The 21532-nt window shown below is 41.5% G+C and carries 21 protein-coding genes and 1 pseudogene; 10 read left to right on the top strand and 12 right to left on the bottom strand.

Annotated features, from left to right (window positions below):
• Positions 1 to 2: 2 nt before the first annotated feature.
• Positions 3 to 1475, bottom strand: a complete 1473-nt coding sequence (gene miaB, locus ACO1XM_RS03045) for a tRNA (N6-isopentenyl adenosine(37)-C2)-methylthiotransferase MiaB (protein ID WP_486225681.1) — start codon at positions 1473 to 1475, stop codon at positions 3 to 5.
• A 139-nt stretch (positions 1476 to 1614) separates the two neighbouring features.
• On the opposite strand from miaB, the gene ACO1XM_RS03050 reads away from it, so the two are divergent.
• Complete coding sequence (locus tag ACO1XM_RS03050) at positions 1615 to 2139, top strand: gamma carbonic anhydrase family protein (RefSeq protein WP_486225683.1); 525 nt, start codon at positions 1615 to 1617, stop codon at positions 2137 to 2139.
• 67 nt (positions 2140 to 2206) lie between these two features.
• On the top strand, positions 2207 to 2764 hold the full coding sequence (locus ACO1XM_RS03055) for a hypothetical protein (RefSeq protein WP_486225686.1): 558 nt from the start codon (positions 2207 to 2209) through the stop codon (positions 2762 to 2764).
• A gap of 203 nt (positions 2765 to 2967) precedes the next feature.
• Here the strand turns inward: ACO1XM_RS03055 and ACO1XM_RS03060 are convergent, their stop codons facing one another.
• The 4 genes and pseudogenes from ACO1XM_RS03060 to ACO1XM_RS03075 form a co-directional block, all read right to left on the bottom strand.
• Positions 2968 to 3816, bottom strand: coding sequence for a transketolase (locus ACO1XM_RS03060; protein ID WP_486225688.1), 849 nt, complete (start codon positions 3814 to 3816; stop codon positions 2968 to 2970).
• A gap of 246 nt (positions 3817 to 4062) precedes the next feature.
• A pseudogene (gene bcp / locus ACO1XM_RS03065) lies at positions 4063 to 4509 on the bottom strand (thioredoxin-dependent thiol peroxidase); the annotation flags it as partial.
• Positions 4510 to 4511: 2 nt separating this feature from the next.
• The gene (locus ACO1XM_RS03070; protein ID WP_486225691.1) at positions 4512 to 6395 is read right to left on the bottom strand and encodes a M23 family metallopeptidase; all 1884 of its coding nucleotides are present in this window, start codon (positions 6393 to 6395) and stop codon (positions 4512 to 4514) included.
• A 45-nt stretch (positions 6396 to 6440) separates the two neighbouring features.
• Positions 6441 to 7055, bottom strand: coding sequence for a fumarylacetoacetate hydrolase family protein (locus ACO1XM_RS03075; protein WP_486225694.1), 615 nt, complete (start codon positions 7053 to 7055; stop codon positions 6441 to 6443).
• Between the two features lie 84 nt (positions 7056 to 7139).
• Between ACO1XM_RS03075 and ACO1XM_RS03080 the strand changes: the two genes are divergently transcribed.
• Together ACO1XM_RS03080 and ACO1XM_RS03085 are read left to right on the top strand one after the other, a co-directional pair.
• Positions 7140 to 7940, top strand: a complete 801-nt coding sequence (locus tag ACO1XM_RS03080; protein ID WP_486225697.1) for a M48 family metallopeptidase — start codon at positions 7140 to 7142, stop codon at positions 7938 to 7940.
• Between the two features lie 114 nt (positions 7941 to 8054).
• On the top strand, positions 8055 to 8396 hold the full coding sequence (locus ACO1XM_RS03085; protein WP_486225699.1) for a TerB family tellurite resistance protein: 342 nt from the start codon (positions 8055 to 8057) through the stop codon (positions 8394 to 8396).
• A 2-nt stretch (positions 8397 to 8398) separates the two neighbouring features.
• Here the strand turns inward: ACO1XM_RS03085 and ACO1XM_RS03090 are convergent, their stop codons facing one another.
• The 4 genes from ACO1XM_RS03090 to ACO1XM_RS03105 are packed head-to-tail and all read right to left on the bottom strand — an operon-like array spanning position 8399 to position 11573.
• Entirely contained in the window at positions 8399 to 9646 is a 1248-nt protein-coding gene (locus ACO1XM_RS03090; protein ID WP_486225701.1) for a sulfate adenylyltransferase subunit 1, read from the bottom strand.
• A gap of 48 nt (positions 9647 to 9694) precedes the next feature.
• Entirely contained in the window at positions 9695 to 10600 is a 906-nt protein-coding gene (gene cysD / locus ACO1XM_RS03095; RefSeq protein ID WP_486225704.1) for a sulfate adenylyltransferase subunit CysD, read from the bottom strand.
• Positions 10601 to 10608: 8 nt separating this feature from the next.
• The gene (locus ACO1XM_RS03100; RefSeq protein WP_486225706.1) at positions 10609 to 11316 is read right to left on the bottom strand and encodes a phosphoadenylyl-sulfate reductase; all 708 of its coding nucleotides are present in this window, start codon (positions 11314 to 11316) and stop codon (positions 10609 to 10611) included.
• A complete protein-coding gene (locus ACO1XM_RS03105; RefSeq protein WP_486225709.1) occupies positions 11313 to 11573 on the bottom strand; it encodes a DUF2061 domain-containing protein in 261 nt (86 codons plus the stop codon). Before ACO1XM_RS03105 ends, ACO1XM_RS03100 begins: the two co-directional genes overlap by 4 nt.
• Positions 11574 to 11841: 268 nt before the next feature.
• On the opposite strand from ACO1XM_RS03105, the gene ACO1XM_RS03110 reads away from it, so the two are divergent.
• Genes ACO1XM_RS03110 through ACO1XM_RS03120 form a run of 3 tightly spaced genes read left to right on the top strand, consistent with a single transcriptional unit; the run spans position 11842 to position 15320 of the window.
• Positions 11842 to 13953, top strand: a complete 2112-nt coding sequence (locus ACO1XM_RS03110) for a nitrite reductase (protein WP_486225711.1) — start codon at positions 11842 to 11844, stop codon at positions 13951 to 13953.
• Positions 13950 to 14720 (top strand): uroporphyrinogen-III C-methyltransferase, encoded by a 771-nt coding sequence (gene cobA, locus ACO1XM_RS03115; protein WP_486225714.1) that lies wholly within the window; start codon positions 13950 to 13952, stop codon positions 14718 to 14720. The genes ACO1XM_RS03110 and cobA overlap by 4 nt, the downstream gene beginning before the upstream one ends.
• A gap of 6 nt (positions 14721 to 14726) precedes the next feature.
• Positions 14727 to 15320, top strand: a complete 594-nt coding sequence (locus tag ACO1XM_RS03120; protein ID WP_486225717.1) for a precorrin-2 dehydrogenase/sirohydrochlorin ferrochelatase family protein — start codon at positions 14727 to 14729, stop codon at positions 15318 to 15320.
• Between the two features lie 4 nt (positions 15321 to 15324).
• On the opposite strand, the gene ACO1XM_RS03125 is transcribed toward ACO1XM_RS03120, so the two are convergent.
• Together ACO1XM_RS03125 and ACO1XM_RS03130 are read right to left on the bottom strand one after the other, a co-directional pair.
• Entirely contained in the window at positions 15325 to 16128 is an 804-nt protein-coding gene (locus ACO1XM_RS03125; RefSeq protein WP_486225719.1) for an exonuclease domain-containing protein, read from the bottom strand.
• A 16-nt stretch (positions 16129 to 16144) separates the two neighbouring features.
• Positions 16145 to 17512 (bottom strand): UDP-N-acetylmuramate--L-alanine ligase, encoded by a 1368-nt coding sequence (locus tag ACO1XM_RS03130; protein WP_486225721.1) that lies wholly within the window; start codon positions 17510 to 17512, stop codon positions 16145 to 16147.
• A 233-nt stretch (positions 17513 to 17745) separates the two neighbouring features.
• Between ACO1XM_RS03130 and dnaB the strand changes: the two genes are divergently transcribed.
• Positions 17746 to 19263: a replicative DNA helicase gene (gene dnaB, locus ACO1XM_RS03135; RefSeq protein WP_486225724.1), complete on the top strand. Its 1518-nt coding sequence runs from the start codon at positions 17746 to 17748 to the stop codon at positions 19261 to 19263.
• Positions 19264 to 19345: 82 nt separating this feature from the next.
• On the opposite strand, the gene ACO1XM_RS03140 is transcribed toward dnaB, so the two are convergent.
• Positions 19346 to 19654, bottom strand: coding sequence for a tetratricopeptide repeat protein (locus ACO1XM_RS03140; protein ID WP_486225727.1), 309 nt, complete (start codon positions 19652 to 19654; stop codon positions 19346 to 19348).
• Between the two features lie 94 nt (positions 19655 to 19748).
• On the opposite strand from ACO1XM_RS03140, the gene ACO1XM_RS03145 reads away from it, so the two are divergent.
• The gene (locus tag ACO1XM_RS03145; protein WP_486225729.1) at positions 19749 to 20489 is read left to right on the top strand and encodes an electron transfer flavoprotein subunit beta/FixA family protein; all 741 of its coding nucleotides are present in this window, start codon (positions 19749 to 19751) and stop codon (positions 20487 to 20489) included.
• A gap of 40 nt (positions 20490 to 20529) precedes the next feature.
• Positions 20530 to 21483 (top strand): electron transfer flavoprotein subunit alpha/FixB family protein, encoded by a 954-nt coding sequence (locus ACO1XM_RS03150; RefSeq protein ID WP_486225731.1) that lies wholly within the window; start codon positions 20530 to 20532, stop codon positions 21481 to 21483.
• Positions 21484 to 21532 lie beyond the last annotated feature (49 nt).

Consider the following 21532-nt stretch of genomic DNA (forward strand, 5'->3'; position numbering starts at 1 on the left):
TGTTAATGGTTAACAGTTTTATTAACGACTTCACCAAGCAAGGTGCCGCCCGTACACTCTCTCACATAGACATCAACATATTCCCCCTTCTGATGGTTTCCTTTCGGGAATACGATTACTTTATTGGTGGTGGTACGACCTTGTAAATCATTGGTTGACCGTTTCGAAAAACCTTCAATCAGCACTGTATATACCTTGCCCACATCTTTCAAATTGCTTTTAAGCGAGTGGGCCCGCTGCTTTTTGATGACTTCGTCCAGTCTTCTGGTTTTTGTGGGCAGATCAATGTCATCTTTATACTTCTTCTCGGCCAGCGTACCCGGACGTTCTGAATAATAAAACATATAAGCAAAATCAAACTGTACAAGATCCATCAAGGAAAGTGTTTCCTGATGTTCTTCTTCAGTCTCACTGCAGAAGCCTATAATCATGTCTGATGAAATGCCGCAATCATCACCCAGTATTTCCTTAATGCGCTGAATCTTGCCTAAATACCACTCGCGTGTATAACCGCGGTTCATCATCTCTAAAATTCTACTACTACCACTCTGAATGGGTAGGTGTATGTACTTACAGATGTTCTCGTATTTGGCTATGGTGTGCAGTACATCGTCTGTAATATCTTTTGGATGTGAGGTGGAAAAACGAACACGCAAAGCCGGACTAATCTGTGCCACCATCTCTAATAGCATGGCAAATGTAACCGTGTTGCTGATCCCTTTCTTCTCCAGCCACATCTTGTTGTTTTCTTCAGGGCTCCATTTGTAAGAGTCAACATTCTGCCCTAAAAGAGTAACTTCTTTAAAACCTTTGTCGAACAGGTCTTGTGCCTCGGCTACAATAGATTGCGGATCTCTGCTGCGCTCTCTGCCTCTGGTAAAAGGCACCACACAAAAAGTACACATATTGTCGCAGCCCCGCATGATCGATACAAAGGCTGTAACACCATTAGAATTTAATCGAACTGGACTTATGTCTGCATAAGTTTCATCACGCGACAAGAAGGTGTTAATGGCTTTTTGCCCTTCATCTACCTGACCAATAAGCTTGGGTAAATCACGATAAGCATCAGGACCCGCTACAAGGTCTACGATCTTCTCTTCCTCCAGAAATTTTGATTTGAGGCGCTCAGCCATGCAACCTAGTACACCAACCAATAACTCAGGCTTGTGTTTCTTGAAGCCATTGATGTGCATCAGGCGATGCCTTACAGTTTGCTCTGCCTTTTCACGAATAGAGCAGGTATTCAAAAATATCAGATCGGCCTTTTCAATTTCAGAGGTAGTATCGAAACCCTCTTTGTTTAAAATGGAGGCAACGATCTCACTATCTGAGAAATTCATCTGGCAACCGTAGCTTTCTATATACAACTTACGCCCCTTACCTGTATTTTGCTCAGGTGTTGTTTTTACGGTTTCGCAAGCTTCTTCACTGTTTTTATCTAGAATATCAAGGTCTGTAACTAAATTCTCCATGTCTTAACCCTTTCTTAGACGCAAAAATAAGCCTTTTATTGCATTATTTATGACAGATTGGCAGAATCGGATTCAAAATTTTAAATCTAAAATTGGGCTAATGCCTTCTTATCGCTAATCTTGAATTTCTGAATTTCTTATGGCTATTATAAAATCAGTGCGGGGCTTTACGCCCAAATTTGGTAAGAACTGTTTTTTTGCAGACGGAGCTGTTATTGTGGGGGAAGTAACCATGGGTGACAATTGTACGGTCTGGTTTAATGCTGTTGTAAGGGGAGATGTTCACTCGATTAGCATAGGAGATAATACCAACATTCAGGATGGTGCCGTAATCCACTGTACTTATCAGAAAGCAAAAACGGTGATTGGCAGCAATGTTTCCATTGCGCATAAGGCTATTGCGCATGGTTGTACCATTGAAGACAATGTATTGGTGGGTATGGGGGCCATTATCATGGATGATGCTGTGATTGGTGCAGGATCTGTCATTGCAGCCGGGGCTATAGTGTTACCCAAAACTATGGTGGAACCAGGGAGTATTTATGCGGGCATACCCGCCAAACGCATAAAGGATGTAGGAGAGGAGATGAAGGAAGTGATTGCCAGAACGGCTCGCAATTATCCCATGTATGCTGAATGGTTTAAGGAGGAAGTAAAAAATTGAAATTTGAGATTCATTTTGTTTTGATTTGAGCCAGCATTGTATTACATTATTTAACGATTCAGAAGATATGTCATTAAAAGATAATCAGGGTTATTCAACGGAGGAAATCAATCAATACAAAGCCGAGATGAAAGCTTTGGGCAAAACTTTTTTATATGATGACGATGATGATCGCACTGAGGAGTATGCTCACTTCTTTTTTATTGGCAAGCACGATGGTAAAGAGGTGATCTATGATGCTGTATTGTACACATTACGCATGCAGCATGAGGGTGAATTGTTTGAAATAGCGGAACACCGTGCCGCACAACAGTTTCCTGAGTATAAGAAGATTGACTACGAAGAAGATGAAAATGGCAACCTTGAACCGCTAGATGATCTAGAAGAGGAAATTGGATTGTTTATGGCGGAGGTGATTATGGAACTGGAGGAGGATGGTGCCGTAAAAGTAAAAGAGCACGTTGACAAAGACTTTAATGTTGATTTTGGTATTGCTCTGGATATTGGTCTTCATGTAGAAGAAGTAACAGAAGAAACCATCGAAATTTTTATAAGGGATTTTAATGAAGGCACTTTACGACTAGACCCAACTATTTATACTTTCCAGATGAAGGAGTCGGTTTAGTGGTCGATCGTTGGTCGTTGTTGGTTGTTCGTTTTTAATCGCTCGTATTAATTGAAGGTAAATTTCCTAAAGTCAAATAGTCGAGATCATACCATGTTATTGACTATTCTACCTTAAAGTCAGATAGTTATATAATTGTCTACTTGCAATTTTTTCTTAGTTGAGTTCGGTGGTACTGAACCTTCGATCAACTAATAACGCTTCTAGTAATCTCCCACAGTCTCTTCTAACTGAGCAAGTGCCTTCTTCAGCTCCTCATCATTAGGTGCAACACCATGCCATTTGTGTGAGCCCATCATGTAGTCTACACCAAAGCCCATTTCAGTGCGCATTAAATTAAGTACTGGTTTACCATGTTTTGCCATGGATTGTGCTTTCTCAATGCCTGCCAGCACTTCCTCCATCACATTGCCATTGAATTCATTCACAATCCAGCCGAAGGCTTCCCACTTTGCTTTTAAATCAAGCAGGTTAAGTACGTCCTTAACAGCGCCATCAATCTGCTGACCATTGTAATCGATAGTAGCAATTAAGTTATCCACTTTATTGTGAGCCGCATACATAGCTGCTTCCCATACCTGGCCCTCCTGTTGCTCGCCATCGCCCATCAACACATAAACAAAACGATCGTCTTTGTTAAGCTTCTTGGTTTGTGCAGCACCAATGGCTACTGAAAGACCTTGTCCTAAAGAACCAGAGGCTATGCGAATACCGGGTAGGTGCTCATGGGTAGCAGGGTGGCCTTGTAATCTTGTATTTAAAAAACGGAATGTGGATAATTCTTTGGCATCGAAGTAACCTGCTCTGGCCAGGGTTGAATACCAAACCGGTGAAATGTGGCCATTGGACAAAAAGAATAGATCTTCGCCCTGTGCATCCATTTTAAAGCTTTTGTCGTGCTTCATAAAGTGAAAGTAAAGCGCGACAAAATACTCCACACAACCCAAAGACCCTCCCGGATGCCCTGATTGACAAGCATGTACCATGCGTACGATGTCGCGTCTGATCTGAGAAGAAAGTTTCTTTAGGGAGCTAGTGTCTGTTGTGGCCATGATGGTAAATTCTTGGCGCGAAGATGTAGGAAAAATGTAGCATTTCATATAAAAAAATGCAGTTCAAATCTGAATTGAACTGCATTTTCAGGCTGAATGACTCGAACCAGGCCTGTTAGTCTATTTTTTACTTGATTTCTTTTTAGCAGTTTTCTTAACCGTCTTTTTAGCAGCTTTTTTTGCAGTTTTTTTAGCAGGCTTGGCTTTTGCTTGCGCAATCTTTTTTGGCGCAGCCTGTACTTCTCCTAAAATCTGGGATGCATGAATTTTTGATTCCACTTTTTCTATCACCTCCTGTATAATGCCTTTCTCATCAATGATAAAGGTTACCCTGGCTGTGCCCATGAAGGTTCTTCCGTACATGGATTTCTCTATCCAGGTACCATAGGTGTCATGCATCTTTCTTTCCGTATCGGCCAATAAGCTAAAGGGAAGTTTCTCTTTGGCTATAAACTTCTTGTGCGATTTGGAAGTGTCGGTACTAACGCCCAGTACCTCATAGCCTGCACCTTGTAAAGCTTTATAATTGTCTCTGAGGTTGCAGGCCTCTGTAGTGCATGTAGGCGTTGCATCTTTTGGGTAAAAATACAGCGCCACTTTTTTACCTTTAAAATCTGCGAGCTGTACTATCTTACCATCCTGGTCTGGAACACCAAAATCAGGGGCTTTGCTACCAACTTTTAAAAATGCCATACTTAAGGAATGAGTTGTTTATACGTTGCTATATTTCCGGCACGGTCGCTGACAACAATTACCAGGTCCCCTTTAAGAAGTTCTTCCTTATTAAGTCGCTCGGATTTTATTGTGCCGCTCTTGCCATCCAGATGCATTAACAACCACTTTCCATTTATGTTTGCTTCATAACGTTCAATTCCTGAAAGATCATCTTTAATTTTGAAACTCACGTTGGCATTGTTAACGATTATGGGTTTAATGCTTGGGGGAATCGTGTCTTGTGCCAATTGATAAACCCCAAACTCGCGTATATTGAATTTGATTCTATCGTTACTTGCACTGCCACCAACATAGCTGAGTTCACTGCCTGCTCTTCGGTAAACAGCCCAGGTCTTTGTCCAGCTTTTACTCATGTTGTGTTTCCAGGCAATGCTGATAAAGCGATGCAACGGAACTTGCGGGTCGCCCACTTCAATATATTGTGTGCTGTCTTCTAATCTCCCTTCTCTTGCTTTTAAAAAGAGCGTATCGTACAAACTGCCTTTAGGGAAGAACATTTCAGCGAAATCTCCATAATAGGTGTAAGCGCTGCCTGATGGCACCATGGCTTTAAAATGTGTGAATACTTTTTCATTGCCCAGGTAAATGGAATCCGGAAGTTTTTTGGTTAAATCAATCAGGTAAGTAGAGGAGTACTTACCACCATAGGCCAGGGAAATGGTGTCGACACTACCTTTTGTAAAAGCAATGGCCTTTACATTTTTGGCGAGTGCTTCATTGATGGTCAGGCTAAGGGTATTGTCTTGTACTTCATATCTAAAATTTCCTTTTATGCTATTGTCAAGTAATATCTGCTGGTCTGGTTGACTTCCTTTTAGTTTAAAGTTGAGTGTGGCGGAGTTTGAAAAAATATCTTTGTAGATAATCTTAATAGATTTTTCTACTCCGCTTTCTACTTTAATGATGCCTTTATTGACAGCTACCGAATAGAAGGGCAAGGAATTGCCATCATCAACATAGAGCTTATAGAACTTATTGTTATTACCACGCAGTGTTCTGAAACTCAATAAGGCATTGATCGCCCGGCCTTCGGCCAGATCAAGTTTTTCAATGGCTTGTTTAAAAACCAATTGATCATTTTCATACACCTCCACAAAGTTAACGCCACCAAAGTAGGGACTTCCTACAGCGAGCTTATCTTTTGCCAGTAACTCTATGCCAATATCACCATACGCAAGAATAGGGTAGGGCAAGAAGAAATCATTGCCATTACGCTGAACATAAAATTCGGTTCTGCCGAAACGATCATTAATCCTTGATTGTGTAGTGAGCGTTTTAAGCGCAAGTTTTTCTGTATAAGGAGATGCATTATCAACCACTTCAGGGAAATTGAACGAGAGCGGATCCAATGCAAGGTTGTTTTTATCTCTGATATCAAAATGTAAATGAGGACCGCTGGAAGAACCTGTGTTGCCAGACAGTGCAATGGTATCGCCTTTCTTTACAGGGAACTGATTTTGCCTGAAGTATAAATCAATGTCGAATGTTTTGCGCCTGTATTGTTCCTGTAAAACATACTTACCAACAGCACCACTAAATGCGTCAAGGTGTGCATACACAGAAGTATTGCCATCCGGATGGCGCACATATAAAACATTGCCATAACCACCGGCACTCATGGCAGCCCTTGAAATATAACCTGATTGCGTAGCCACTACAGCATAGCCAATCTGATTGTTAGTACGAATATCGATGCCCGTATGAAAATGGTTGGAACGCAATTCGCCCAATGTACCTGCCAGTGAAGCAGTTTGCCCCGGTTGTATCGGGAATAAATAACGGTCAGCCTGAGCGATCACGAATTGATCTGCACAAACCAGAATAAATAAAAGTAAATACCTCATTAAGTTTAAAAAATTAAGCAGCCCTTATGCTGCCGCACCCTTCCATTACCTCACTTCAAATTCTAACAGTGTTTCGCCTTCTATTGCTGCACTTAATTTATTACCTACCATAACAGGTCCCACACCCTTGGGAGTTCCTGTAAAAATAAGGTCACCGGTTCGCAGTGTAAAAAACTTTGATAAATAAGCAATAATGTAATCGAAGTTGAATAGCATTAGGCTAGTGTTCCCTTGTTGTTTGTTTATACCATCCACATCGAGACTAAAATTGATGTCGGCCAGATTTTTAAAATCACCCACGTTTATAAATTTGTCGGAGATGGGAGCCGACCCATTGAAGCCTTTTGCGATATCCCATGGCAAACCCTTTTCTTTGGCTTTTTGCTGTAAGTCCCTGGCTGTGAAGTCAACACCAATACCGATGGCATCAAAATATTTAGAGGCAAACTTCTCCTGTATGTTTTTTCCTTCCTTGCTAATGCGCAAAACCAGCTCTACTTCGTAATGAATATCTTTAGAAAAATCTGGATAATAGAAAGGGGCGTTATTACGTAAAATGGCTGTGTCCGGTTTAGTGAAAATTACCGGCTCATCTGGCCTTTCATTGTTTAATTCTTTAATATGCTCTGCATAATTTCGACCAATGGCAAATATTCTCATAGCTTGTGCGTTGCTAAAACTTAAAGTTCAAATCTATTAAACAAAAAATGAATAGAATTGTATTTTTACACAAATCACAAACCTATGTTTAAAAAGGTAGTATTTCTTTTTACTGCAGGCATGATCTGTTACGCATGCGCTACAGTACCGGTTACCGGCCGATCACAGTTAAGTCTGGTTTCGAATAGTGAGATTATTCCAATGGCTGCCCAACAATACGATGAAGTGTTGAAGAAAGGCCCTATTTCAACTAACAAGGAGCAATCCGATATGGTGAAACGTGTTGGCTTGAAAATACAGACGGCCGTTGAGCAATATATGGCCGAAAAGGGCGCAAGTTCAGAGTTGGAAGGCTTTGTTTGGGAGTTTAATTTAATTGACGATCCACAAACGGTAAACGCCTGGTGTATGCCTGGTGGTAAGGTGGCTTTTTATACAGCCATTATGCCAATTTGTAAAGATGAGAATGGAGTTGCCGTAGTTATGGGACATGAGGTGGCGCACGCTATTGCCAACCACGGTAGAGAACGTATGAGCACCGGGTTAGTTCAACAATTTGGACTGAGCACCTTAGGGGCAGCCATGGGACAAAATCCGGGGCTAACTTCTCAGATATTTGCACAAGCCGTGGGTTATGGTTCACAATTGGGTATGCTCAGTTTTTCACGTAAACACGAGTCAGAGGCTGACAGGATCGGCCTGATATTTATGGCGATGGCTGGTTATGATCCTCAGGAAGCGCCTAAATTTTGGGAGCGTATGTCGGCAGGTAGTGGAGGTCAAAAGCCACCTGAGTGGTTATCGACTCACCCTTCTGATGATACCCGCATACGTGACTTAAATGCGGCCATGCCGGAAGCGCTAAAATATTACAAGAAAAACTAATCTGATGGCTTTCCGAATACTTTAAAAAGCTTGGAGTAAATCTCCTGTTCAAAGGATACAAGCAGCACTAGATATTTAGAAGGCCATCTTTATTTAATCCCCCCCTTAAATAAAATGGCTACAGAAATAGAACACTTCAGAAACCTGGTATCACTTTCCGCAGCAGACGGAAAAATTGAAGAAAGTGAGCGGATTGCACTCTCAAAAATCGCTTACGAAAAGGGTATACCCATGGACAGAATGAATGTCATGCTGAACAGGGCTAATGAATATACCTTTTTAATTCCACAAAACCAGTTTGAGCGCGAAAAGCAGTTACAGGAAATGATAGACTTTGCTATGGTGGATGGTGAGTTTGCCGTAGCAGAACTTGATCTGATTACAACTGTAGCTGAAAAGTTGGGTTTCTCAAAAGAAGAGCTAAACACTTTTTTAAAACCGAACAGCAAAGGCTAGGCTCACCTGACAAAACCTACAGCAACTGTGTTGTTGGTATGTTCATCAATTAGTATGAACGAACCGTTTGGTGCATTCTGCTCGTAAGGGTCTGCAGGCAAAGCCTTGGCAACGCGTATGTTTACGCTGGCCATGTCATTCATTTTTAGGGAATCTACCGATTCAATTCTGAGCAGGGAACTGGGGTCCTGCACGTAGTGGATGCTTTGCACCTTGGCTTTTGATCGCTGCGTTCCATGCTGGAGCAAATAATTTTTCCCAGGTGACAATGGCGTATTGTTTAACCAGCAAAGCGATGCAGTGAATTCATTTTTTAATTCAGGCTGAGCTTGAATCTTTACCAGCATATCTCCCCGACTGATATCAATATCATCCTTAAGGGTAACTGTTACCGATTGTCGTGCTTTTGCACTTGGTAGGCTTGTAGTGTGCTGATAAATTTTGGATACAGTAGATTGCCTGCCCGATGGAAGCGCAATGACGGTGTCGCCTTCGCTGAGTTCACCGCTTACAATGCGACCTGCATAGCCGCGGAAATCATGATGCTCATTACTTCTTGGCCTAATCACGTATTGAATTGGGAGCCTGAATGGTTTTGAGCTGACAGATTCTTGTACAGGTATTGATTCCAATGTCTCAAGAAGTGGTTTTCCGTTAAACCAAGTCATTTGCGTTGAAGCATTGGTTAAATTATCACCATGAAGTGAACTAACAGGAATGAAATGAACAGATTGCGTTGTGCCAGACAAACGCTTTGTCAAGGTTAGAAATTCCTCTTTTATCTTATTGAATGTGTCTTCCGAATAAGCAACAAGGTCCATCTTATTGACACAGACAATTACTTGAGGTGTACGCAGTAAACTCGCAATGTAGAAATGTCGATGTGTTTGTTCTACAATACCATTTCGGGCGTCAATTAGAATGAGAGAAACATCTGCTTTAGATGCTCCTGTAACCATATTACGGGTGTACTCTACATGGCCAGGAGAATCAGCGATAATAAATTTTCGTTTCGGTGTATTAAAGTAAATATGCGCTACGTCAATCGTGATTCCTTGTTCCCGCTCAGCAATGAGTCCATCAGTCAATAACGATAGGTCGAGAAATCCTATGCCCTTCCGCTGACTGGCTTTTTCAATGGCCTCGAGCCTGTCAGTGGTAATTGAGTTTGTCTCATAAAGAAGTCTTCCGATTAAGGTACTCTTTCCGTCATCTACACTTCCTGCGGTTGCTATACGTAATACTTCCATGATAAAAACAATTTTCTGAATTCAGGTACAAAGTTTAATTTAATGCGTTTAGAAATAACCGTTGGCCTTTCTCAATTCCATTGCAGCCTCACTGCGTTTATCATCAAGGCGGGTGCCTCGCTCTGATACTGTGGTACCAATGATTTCCTCAATAATGGCATCAATAGAAGAGGCTGAAGAGGGGAGCGCTGCCGTACAGCTCATATCGCCAACTGTGCGAAAGCGCACTTGCCTGTTTTCTAAAACCTCATCTGCATCTTTGTGAATAAAATGTGAGTACGGCCATAGAACACCATCTCTTTCTATTACTTCACGCTGATGACTAAAGTATATGGATGGGATTTCCAATTGCTCTTCGCGTATATAGTTCCAAACATCAAGTTCGGTCCAATTGGAAATCGGAAATACCCGAACATTTTCACCAGGTTGAATTTTACCATTTAAATAGTCAAACAATTCAGGGCGCTGATTTTTTGCATTCCACTGACCAAAATCGTCTCGAACAGAAAAGATTCTCTCCTTTGCCCGGGCCTTCTCTTCATCACGTCTTGCACCGCCCAGACAGGCATCAAACTTATGGTGTTCTATGGTTCGTAGGAGTGTGGTGGTTTGCAATACATTACGACTTGAAAACTTTCCGGTCTCCTCTGTAGCGTTTCCCGAGTCAATATCATCCTGCACATAACCAACGATAAGCTCCATTCCAACTTCCTTAACCAGCCAGTCTCTGAATTGAATTGTTTCGATGAAATTATGTCCGGTATCAATATGAACAAGCGGAAAAGGAACCTTACCAGGATAGAAAGCCTTTTGTGCAAGCCTAACCAGCGTAATGGAATCTTTTCCACCTGAGAATAGGATGCATGGACGTTCGAATTGAGCAGCTGCTTCTCTTAAAATGTAAATTGCCTCATCTTCTAAATCACGCGGAAACTCTTTTAAATATTCGCTCATTTTCCCTCTCAATTATGTATAACTACTTTGGTATTGTGTAACCCGCATTCCTTTGCTGAACTTTCCCACCACCACCTGCCGGCTCGCAAGTCTTCTCCGGCAAGTATAGCACGGGTGCAAGGTGCACATCCTATGCTTGCAAATCCTTTTTTGTGAAGTGTGTTAACGGGTATGTTATGCTGTTCAATAAATTCTTTTAACTCCTGATCTGTCCAATCGAGGAGTGGATTGAATTTTAATATGTTCATGCCGGCATCCCACTCAACTTTTTGCATTTGCTGTCTGTTGGTTGATTGACTGCTTCTCAAACCAGTGATCCATATATCGGCTCCGGCAAGTGCGCGTTTAAGTGGCTGAACTTTGCGTACCTGACAGCATTGTTTTCTGTTTTCTACTGAATCATAAAAGCCGTTGATTCCCTTAGTCGCAACAAATTGTTCAACTTCTTCGGCCTCCGGAAAATGCAATTGAATTTTAAGCTTGTACTTTTGCTCTGTAAGGGAGAGCAGATCGTATGTTTCTGAAAACAACCTGCCTGTATCCAGTGTAAAAATCTCAATGGGAAGCTGAAGTTTAGCAATCAGGTGTGTTAATACCTGGTCTTCTTCCCCAAGTGCTGTGGAAAATTTGGGTTTAGTAAAATTGCTTGCTACCCACGCCAGTGCTTCTGAGCTAGTCAGGCCATTAAGTTGTGTTGCCAGTGCTTGCTGGTTCATACCCGATTTGTTTTACTGGTACGTACCCGAATTTTTTCCCATGCTCTTTCATGAAAATAATAGAGCACTACTTTTGAAAAGACCTCAACCGAGGCGATAGAGAACGCTAATTCCCATTGTCCTGTAATAATAAAGGAGATGATCCAGGTATCAATTGTACCTACAATACGCCATGAAACTGCTTTTGTAGCGCTAATCCAGCGTGCCGCTTCCTGATCGGTCTTCAATTTGCCTGAAATCCATGTATCTAATAGCATGGGGCAAAAATATAAAATATCTTATATCTATGGGAATAGTAGACTAATAAATTTTACATATATTTGAACCAGAAAGGAGAAGCTACCTTGAAATATGCTCAATACCTCAATATATAAGTGTAGAATAAATGAAACAGCTTCTATGTGTTGTTGCATGATGCCATCCTTAAATAGAAGAGAACCCTGACCTTGTCTTAAACTCAATATGATGGAGCCTCTTCTGAAACTTTCAGAGAGGCTCTTTTACTTTCCACTAATCCAAAATACAATGCAGGCATTTCGCACAGAACTTGAAGACATTACCAACCCTGTAGTAGCTCAAGATATCATTGATCTAGAAAAGAAAATTTATCTATACCAACATGGAAAGATAGATAATGATAAATTCAGAAGTCTACGACTTGCCCGTGGTATATATGGACAAAGACAAGCTGGTGTGCAAATGATCCGGATTAAACTTCCGATGGGGCGTTTGACTACCCGACAATTGAGAACCATTGCTGATGTGTCTGATGAATATGCAAGTAAAAATCTGCATGCCACAACCCGTCAGGACATTCAATTGCATTTTGTTAGCCTTGATAAAACACCTGAACTGTGGGCAAAGCTTGAAAAAGACAATATTACTTTACGCGAAGCCTGTGGCAACACAGTTCGAAACATTACAACGTCTGATTTAGCGGGCATTGATCCCAAGGAACCATTCGATGTAAGCCCATATGCCTATGAGATGTTTCAATACTTTCTGCGAAATCCTATCTGTCAGGAGATGGGGCGTAAGATCAAAATTTCATTCTCATCGAGTGATGAGGATTCTGCTTTCAGTTTTATCCACGATCTTGGTTTTATTCCTAAACTTAAAGAGGGTAAGCGAGGCTTTAAAGTCATGATAGGCGGTGGCTTGGGAGCGAATCCTCACCTTGCACTAAAGGCTTTCGATTTTTTAGAAGAAGATCAAATTATACCTTTTTCAGAAGCTGTACTCAGGGTCTTTGATCGCTATGGAGAGCGCAACAGAAGAATGAAAGCAAGACTCAAATTTCTTATTGATGAACTGGGATTGCCGGCTTTCTTGAATCTTGTAAATGAAGAGCGAAAAGCAATTAAAAACAAAACCTACACGATTAACAAGGATATACTTTCGCATTCAAATATCAATGAGTTTACTGCTTTCGAAAAAATAACGGTCACTAATGAAGTCAAGTACCAACGCTGGTTGAGCACCAATGTAGTAAAGCAAAAACAGGATGGATTTTTTGGTGTATACGTAAAACTTCCCCTGGGCAATATGTCTTCAACGCTGGCGCGTTCTTTTGCTGCGGTGGTAGACAAATATGCTTCCTCTGAACTCAGGGTAACCATCAATCAGGGATATCTCATTCGCTTTGTACACCCTTCAGCTTTACCGCACTTGTTTGAAGCACTCGATAAATTTGGATTGGCAGAACCAGGTTTTGACAGCGTAGGAGATATTACGGCCTGCCCCGGTACGGAGTCTTGTAATTTAGCTATCTCAGACAGTTCAAATATTTCATTGCAATTAGAAAAAATTATTCGTGAAGAGTACCCTGACCTTATCTATAACAGCGATCTTAAAATAAAAATCAGTGGTTGTCCTAATTCTTGCGGGCAGCATGGCTTAGCTGGAATTGGTTTGCATGGAAGCACCATAAAAGATAAGGAGGGTAAAGTACTTCCTGCTTTGGTGGTATTGCTTGGTGGCGGTCGTTTAAAAGATGGAGACGGACGAATTTCAGATAAAATTATCAAAATTCCGAGCAAGCGAGGCCCAGCAGCCCTGCGCTTATTGCTTAATGATTTTATGAACCAATCCAACGAGGGAGAATACTATCACGATTATTTTGAGAGAATTGGAAGGAATCATTTTTATAGTTTATTGAAGCCATTGAGTGACTTGTCATCCATAACACCAACTGATTATTGTGATTGGAGTGAAGATCACAGTTTTAAGCTTCAGACAGCTACGGGTGAGTGTGCTGGTGTCATCATCGATTTAGTAACTACCCTTTTCTACGAATCGGAAGAAAAACTGCAGTGGTCGGCACAGGCCATACAGGATCAACAGTATGCAGATGCGATTTATCATAGCTACAGTGCTGGAGTGAATGCCGCAAAAGCCTTGTTGTTGTTAAAAGAAATACATCCCAGTACACAAATTCAGATTGTGCAGGATTTTGAAAAAGAATTTTCGGAAAGCACAATCACCCGCGCAAAAAATTTCAAGGAATTCATTTTACAGATTAACAAGAATGATCCTTCCGCTGAGTTTGCACTAAGTTATCTGGAAGACATGAAAACCTTCCTCAAAGACTGCATTGCTTATCATTTAGCCGGAGCAATCAAAAATCAAACTGTATGATAGCCTTGAAAAATAGATGCAAGCTTAGTCTGGTGGGGGCAGGCCCGGGTGATCCTGAACTGATTACCTTAAAGGCGCTGCGTGTGCTTGAAATGGCAGACGTTGTGTTGTATGATGCGCTTGTTTCAGATGAAATTGTAAAGCGAATTCCAACAGGCATTCCATCTTTTTGTGTAGGAAAACGGGCTGGTGAACACGCATTCTCTCAAGACAAAATCAATGAACTGATTGTTGATTTTGCCAACCGGTATGGGCACGTTGTTCGATTGAAGGGTGGAGATCCTTTTGTTTTTGGAAGGGGTGCAGAAGAGATAGCTTATGCCGAATCATTTGGAATAGAGACTGATATAGTACCTGGTATAAGCAGTGCACTGGCAGTGCCTGCAAGTATAGGCATACCGGTTACTGCCAGGGGGAAGAGCGAAAGTCTATGGATAGTAACGGGCACAACACGTGAGGGATCGATCTCAAAAGATATACAATTGGCCGCTCAATCCTCTGCTACCATTGTTATTCTGATGGGGCTTCATCATTTGAAGGAGATCATGGAAGTATTCGTCAATGATGGAAATCCAGATATTCCGGTGGCTATCATCCAGGATGGTACGTTGCCAACCCAAAAAAGTATTGTTGGAAAGGCTTCCACTATAGTAAGCCTGGTAGAGTCCAATGCCATGAAGGCTCCAGCTATAATTGTAATAGGAGAGGTGGTATATTTTGCGAATAGATTGCATCAGGTTTCACAACAGTTTCAGCATACCGCATAGAAGTGTATGGAGCCTTTTCAGAATACACTTTTTCCAATTTTCCTCAAACTGCAGAATCTGGAGTGCCTTGTAGTTGGTGGAGGTAATGTGGGACTTGAAAAGATTAACGCCTTGCTGAAGAGCAGTCCGAATGCAATAATTACCCTTGTTGCCGGAAGTATTAGGCCTGAAATTAGAAAGCTGGCTAGCACCCACGTTAACTTAACGTTGATTCACCGCGATTTCGAACACAAAGACCTGGAGGGGAAAAATATCGTGATACTGGCTACAGATAATAAGATTCTACACGCCAGCATTTATGAAGAGGCAAGAGCGAAAAAGATTTTAATTAATGTAGCTGACACACCAGATCTTTGTGATTTCTATCTTGGCGCTGTAGTTACAAAAGGAAACCTGAAACTGGGCATATCAACCAATGGAAAATCACCAACCATTGCCAAAAGAATACGTGAATTTTTTGAAGAAGTAATTCCTGAATCGGCAGATGAATTGCTAGTCAACATGAATAAAGTGCGTAGTCATATTAAGGGAGACTTCTCTCAAAAGGTATCATTGCTTAATGAATTGACTTCCTCCTGGCTGAAGAAAACGCAAGATTAAAGAATTAACGTTTAAAGTTTCTCAACTTGATTTCTGTCAACTTGCGCTTAGTGTCAAGGGCAAAATCACCGTTAATCATCCAATCATAATAGGATGGTTCTGCTGAAAGTACTGAAGTAACTGCTTTACCTTTATGCTTCCCAAAATTGAAAACTTCTTCACCTTTTTGGTTGCGCACAATACGGCCAGCTAAGTCTACCATTTCTGCACCCGTCAGTTTATGCAGACTATCCATATCATTTCGGATCTCGCCCACTTTTTTACCCAAGCCATCGGTTACATCCTGTCCGTCATACCGTTCAATTTGTGCCAGCAACACTTTCATAGAAGCTTCAGTGTCTGCTTCTGCCGAATGCGCATCAACCATATCTTCAGCCACATAAAATTTATATGCTGCAGAAAGGGTTCTTTTTTCCATCAAATGAAAAATGCGTTGTGAATCAACAATGCGTTTTCTGCCATAATCAAAATCAACGCCAACCCTGAGGAACTCCTCTACCAGCAGGGGAATATCGAACTTCAAAATATTGAATCCTGCCAGATCACACCCTTCAAAAAACTTTGCATAATCCTTCGCTACTTCCTTAAAGGTTGGTTTATCGGCAACATCACTATCCTTAATGCCATGGATGGCAGTAGACTCTGGTGAAATGGGGATGGTAGGATTAAGTAAATTGCTTTTCCGCAATACTTCTCCGTTCGGCATCATTTTAATTACTGCTATTTCAATGATACGGTCATGCGTAATATTGATACCAGTAGTTTCAAGATCAAAAAAGCACAGCGGATTTTTTAAATTCAATTTCATAAGATTGGAGATGATATTAAATCAGTTCGGAGGCCAGTTGACTAATATCCAGTCCGCCAAAATTACCTGAACTCATCATGAGCAGGTTTTTGTTTTTGTATTGCTGTTGCTTTAAAAAGGCAATCAGATCTTGCGTTGAAGTGAAAACCTGTATTGATGGATTACCAAAAGCCTTCTTTAGTTCTTCAGCGGTAATTTCAGGAAAGCCTTTCGCTTTTACTTTTTCAGGACTAAAATAAACCACAGCCGTGTTGGCATATTTAAAACTATCCTTATACTGTGGTAAAAAGTTTTTGTTAAGGCTGCTGTAGGTATGCAATTCAAAACAAGCGATCAGATCTCGGTCGTTGTATAGCTCCTTAACGGCTTTAACAGTAGCTTTTACTTTCGAGGGTGCATGTGCAAAATCCTTAAAAATGGTTGTGCCATGCACCTCCTTAACTTTTTGTAATCGGCCCGCGGCACCTTCGAAACTGGAGACTGCTTCAAAAAACATATCGGCAGTAATTCCGATTTTTTTTAAGGCCTCTTTTGCAGCACTGATGTTCTGTAAATTATGCGTACCAAAGATTTTGATAGAATACCGTTCCTTGCCATTGGTCAAATAACATTGATGATTTTCTTCTGCGTGAGGATGCGTTTTATAAGGAATGGTAAACACATCATGTCTTTCTTTCTTGCCAATCATCATGGACATGGAGTCCTGCTCGCAATAAATAAGCATTCCACCCTTTGGGGTCTGGTCGCCAAATAGATCAAACTGTTTTACATAGTCCTCTTCAGTAGGGAATACGTTGGCGTGATCCCAGGCAATGCCTGTTATAATGCCGATGTGGTGTTGGTACCGTAAAAATTTGGGTGTTGGGTCAAGGGCTGAAGACAAATACTCATCACCCTCTATTATAATGACAGGTGCATCCGATAGTTTAACCGTGTTGGTCAATCCTTCAACGCGTGCGCCAATTACATAATCAAATTTGCGTTTGTGGTAGTTAAGCACATGCGTTATAAGTGCGGTAGTTGTTGTTTTACCATGACTACCAGCCACAACTACACGTTGCTTATCTCTTGATTGTTCGAAAATGTATTCAGGGAATGAGTAAATCCTTAAGCCAAGCTCCTGAGCCTTAAGTAATTCAGGGTTGTCTTTTTTAGCGTGCATGCCAAGAATAACAGCATCATAAGATTTATCCAGTAAGGAGGGATTCCAACCCTCATAAACAGGCAACAATCCTTGTTGCTGGAGGAAGGATCTCGAGGGTTCATAAATTTCATCATCAGATCCGGTAACCGTATGACCAGACTCCTTTAATGCGATGGCCAGGTTGTGCATAACGCTACCACCGATCGCTATAAAATGTATCTTCTGCAGCTTCACTGCCATTACTCAATGTTTTTGTGGCTAAAGTAATGAAAATTTGTCCACAGTGCACAGCCTGGTTTTAATCACCATTACCTTCCCAAGTCTTTCTATTGACAATTACTGACGTGATTTTGGATACTTATGAACATTTCCACATGGATGCTTTGTGCAGAACTTGTCTACTGTGTATCTATACATCGTTGTACGTTTGTCTCCCCTAAAAAATATTTAAAGAACGTACAACAACCACTTGTATGGAGCGATCAGCACTGAGGATAGGTAACAAGTCAAACAAGTTAGTACCGAAAGACATTTCGGAAAGCTTAGGCAAATTGCCGCCTCAGGCGCTTGATCTGGAGGAAGCGGTGCTAGGTGCACTCATGCTCGAGAAAAATGCATTAAATGCGGTCGTTGAATTTTTAAAACCTGAACATTTTTATGCGGAGGCGCATAAAGAAATCTATTCAGCCATTGTAGAGCTCTTTAAAAATACAGAGCCAGTGGATATGCGCACGGTGGTGAACCAACTGCGCAAGTCGGGTAAGATTGATATTATTGGCGGCCCGTATAAGATTGCCGAACTTACCTCCAAAGTAAGTTCAGCAGCTAATATAGAATATCACGCCCGTGTGATTATTGAGATGGCGATCAAGCGAACACTGATTACAGTGGCTTCTCAGATTCATGCAGATGCTTATGAAGATACCACCGATGTATTCGAATTATTAGATAAAACCGAACAAGCCGTTTTTGAAATTTCTGATTCAAACCTTCGAAAGAATTACGATAACATGAAGAACCTCATGTATCGTGCCATTCAGGAATTGCAAAAACTGAAGGAACATAAAGACGGACTTACCGGAGTGCCGAGTGGTTTTACGGCACTGGATCGTATGACTTCAGGCTGGCAACGTTCTGACTTAGTGATCATTGCGGCACGACCTGGTATGGGTAAAACTGCCTTTGTAGTTTCGGCCTTACGCAATGCCGCAGTTGATTTCAAAATGCCAGTAGCCATTTTCTCTTTAGAAATGGCCTCGATTCAGCTGGTGAATCGTATGATTTCTGCCGAAGCTGAATTGGAAGGTGAAAAAATTAAGAAAGGTCAACTTGCTGATTTTGAGTGGCAACAACTCGTACATAAAACCAACAAGCTTTCTTCTGCACCCATTTTCATTGATGATACACCTGCATTATCAGTACTCGAATTACGCGCCAAATGTAGACGCTTAAAGGCTGAACATAATGTGCAACTCATTATTATAGACTACCTGCAGCTCATGAAGGGCGACCAGGGGGGTAACCGCGAACAGGAGATCGCTTCTATTTCGCGTGCCTTAAAAGGAATTGCTAAAGAATTGAATGTACCTGTATTGGCTCTGTCACAATTGAGTCGTGGTGTAGAAACCAGGGGAGGAGATAAGCGCCCTCAGCTTTCTGACTTACGTGAATCGGGTTCTATTGAACAGGATGCTGATATTGTAATGTTCTTGTATCGCCCTGAGTATTACAAGATTGAAGTAGATGAAGACAACATGCCAACACAAGGCATGGGTGAAGTCATCATAGCTAAACACAGAAATGGTTCTACCGGAACGGTTAAGCTGAAGTTTATAGGCAAGTACACGAAGTTTGCTGATTTCGATGCGCCATCTAATGATAGTCCGTTCGAAGGCTTCCGCAAATTTGAAAGTCGTTTGAATACAGGTGATACAGAAGCGCCACCAAGACCGGCACCACCATCCTTAGACGATGAAGATGCTCCGTTTTAAAATTTGATATTTTCGTTAGCATTCACTTATTTCTATCAGCTAGTAACTCGTAGCCAGCAGCTAAGACACCCTTCGTAATACTTTACATATTGTCAAGCAACGACCGCAGCTCATTCAGGGCCTTGCGGTCGTTCTGTTGTTGTGCCAGTGCTATGCCTTTTTCCAAAATAGCCTGAGCCTCATCAAGTTGTCCAAACTCTATATTTAATAGACCAGCCTGGTAGTAACTGGGCAAATAATCCGCATGCTTTTCCATTACCTCCTTTAATATAGACAAGGCCTCCGATCGCTGCGTTTTCAAATATTCCAAGGCCAGGGCATATGGGTAGAAGGGATCATTCGGATCTTCTAAAACCAGCTTTTTAAGCATTTCAATCCTTTGCGTATTCATAAATTTTGTAGGCATGCATACTATTTTTCCAATTTTATGATTTATCTTGAGGCCTCTAAGAAAAGGAGTTTTCAACTAACTGATAGTGAGCACGATGAAGATTTTAGTTTGCATTTCGCACGTTCCCGACACCACATCAAAAATCAATTTTACCGACAACAATACAAAATTTGATGGCAATGGTGTGCAATTCATTATTGGCCCTTACGATGATTACGCCCTGGCGCGTGCCATCGAAATCAAGGAAGCCAATGCTGGTACTACTGTTACAGTTTTAAATGTTGGCCCTGCAGATACCGAACCAACCATTCGCAAGGCATTGGCCATTGGCGCGGATGATGCGGTGCGTGTGAATGCTGAGCCAAGCGATTCATTCTTTGTAGCCAAGCAAATAGCTGAGCATGCAAAATCTAAAGGTTACGATTTGATATTGATGGGTCGTGAGTCTATTGACTTTAATGGTGGTGTTGTACACGGTATTGTAGGTGAATTATTGGGAATACCTTCTTTATCGCCAGTGATGAAACTGGAGTTAGACGGAACAAAAGCTAAACTTGCGCGTGAAATAGAAGGCGGTAAAGAGTTGCTAGAGGTAAATCTTCCTTTCGTAGCCGGATGTCAGGAACCTATTGCTGAATGGAAAATCCCGAACATGCGTGGTATTATGTCTGCGCGCACTAAACCCTTGCAGGTAGTGGAACCAGTAGCAGTGGATAGCGGAGTAAGTCTTCAGCAATTTGAATTACCTCCTGCAAAAGGTGCTGTGAAAATGGTGTCGGCAGACAATGTTGCTGAACTGGTAACTTTATTGAAGAACGAAGCAAAGGTTCTTTAATCTTTAAAATCTTTAACGAACACAATCAACGATTGACGATATGAATATCTTAGTATTTGTAGAAAGTGCAGAAGGTAAAATCAAGAAGACTTCATTAGAAGCTGTGGCTTACGCACATGGCATGGGGGGTAATGTTACCGCCCTGGCTTTGGGAACTGTAGAGGCCGCTGAATTAGCTTCACTTGGAAGATATGGTGCTAAAAAAGTATTACACGCGGGCGATGCTAAACTTAACGATGGTGTAATTCAGGCATATACCAACACAATTGTACAAGCCATGAATGCAGAAAGTGCCGATGTATTGGTTTTGGCCAATTCATCTTTAGGTACGCCCGTTGCAGCCCGTGTTTCTACAAAGCTTGGTGCCAGCATTGCCACCAATGTCACTGAATTACCAGAAACATCAGCAGGTTTTGTAGTAAAGAAGAGCATATACACAGGAAAGGCTTTTTCTAAAATAGAACTGAAGAACGCCAAGAAAGTAATAGCCATTAAAAAGAATGCGGCTGAGATCAAAGAAGTTGGCAGCGATGTAGCACCAACCACTTTTGCGCCTCAGTTAAGCGATGCTGATTTTGCAGCAAAAATTACCGCTACAGAAAAAGCCACCGGAGAGATTTTACTACCAGAAGCCAATATTGTAGTATCTGGTGGTCGTGGTATGAAAGGTCCTGAACACTGGGGACCAATTGAAGAGCTTGCCAAGCTTTTAGGTGCAGCTACCGGATGCAGCAAACCTGTGTCAGACATCGGCTGGAGACCACATCACGAACACGTGGGACAAACAGGTGTTAAAGTGAGCCCTCAATTGTATATAGCAGTTGGCATTTCTGGTGCTATTCAGCATTTGGCAGGTGTTAACTCCTCCAAATGCATTGTAGTTATCAATAAAGATGCTGATGCTCCCTTTTTCAAAGCCGCTGATTATGGCATAGTAGGGGATGCTTTTGATGTGCTGCCCAAACTGATTGCGGCAGTAAAGGCAGGTAAATAGTTTTTTTGATTTTTTGTGTTTTTTGCAGGTTCTTTGACCAACAATTAAC

Source organism: Chryseotalea sp., from assembly GCF_057350905.1.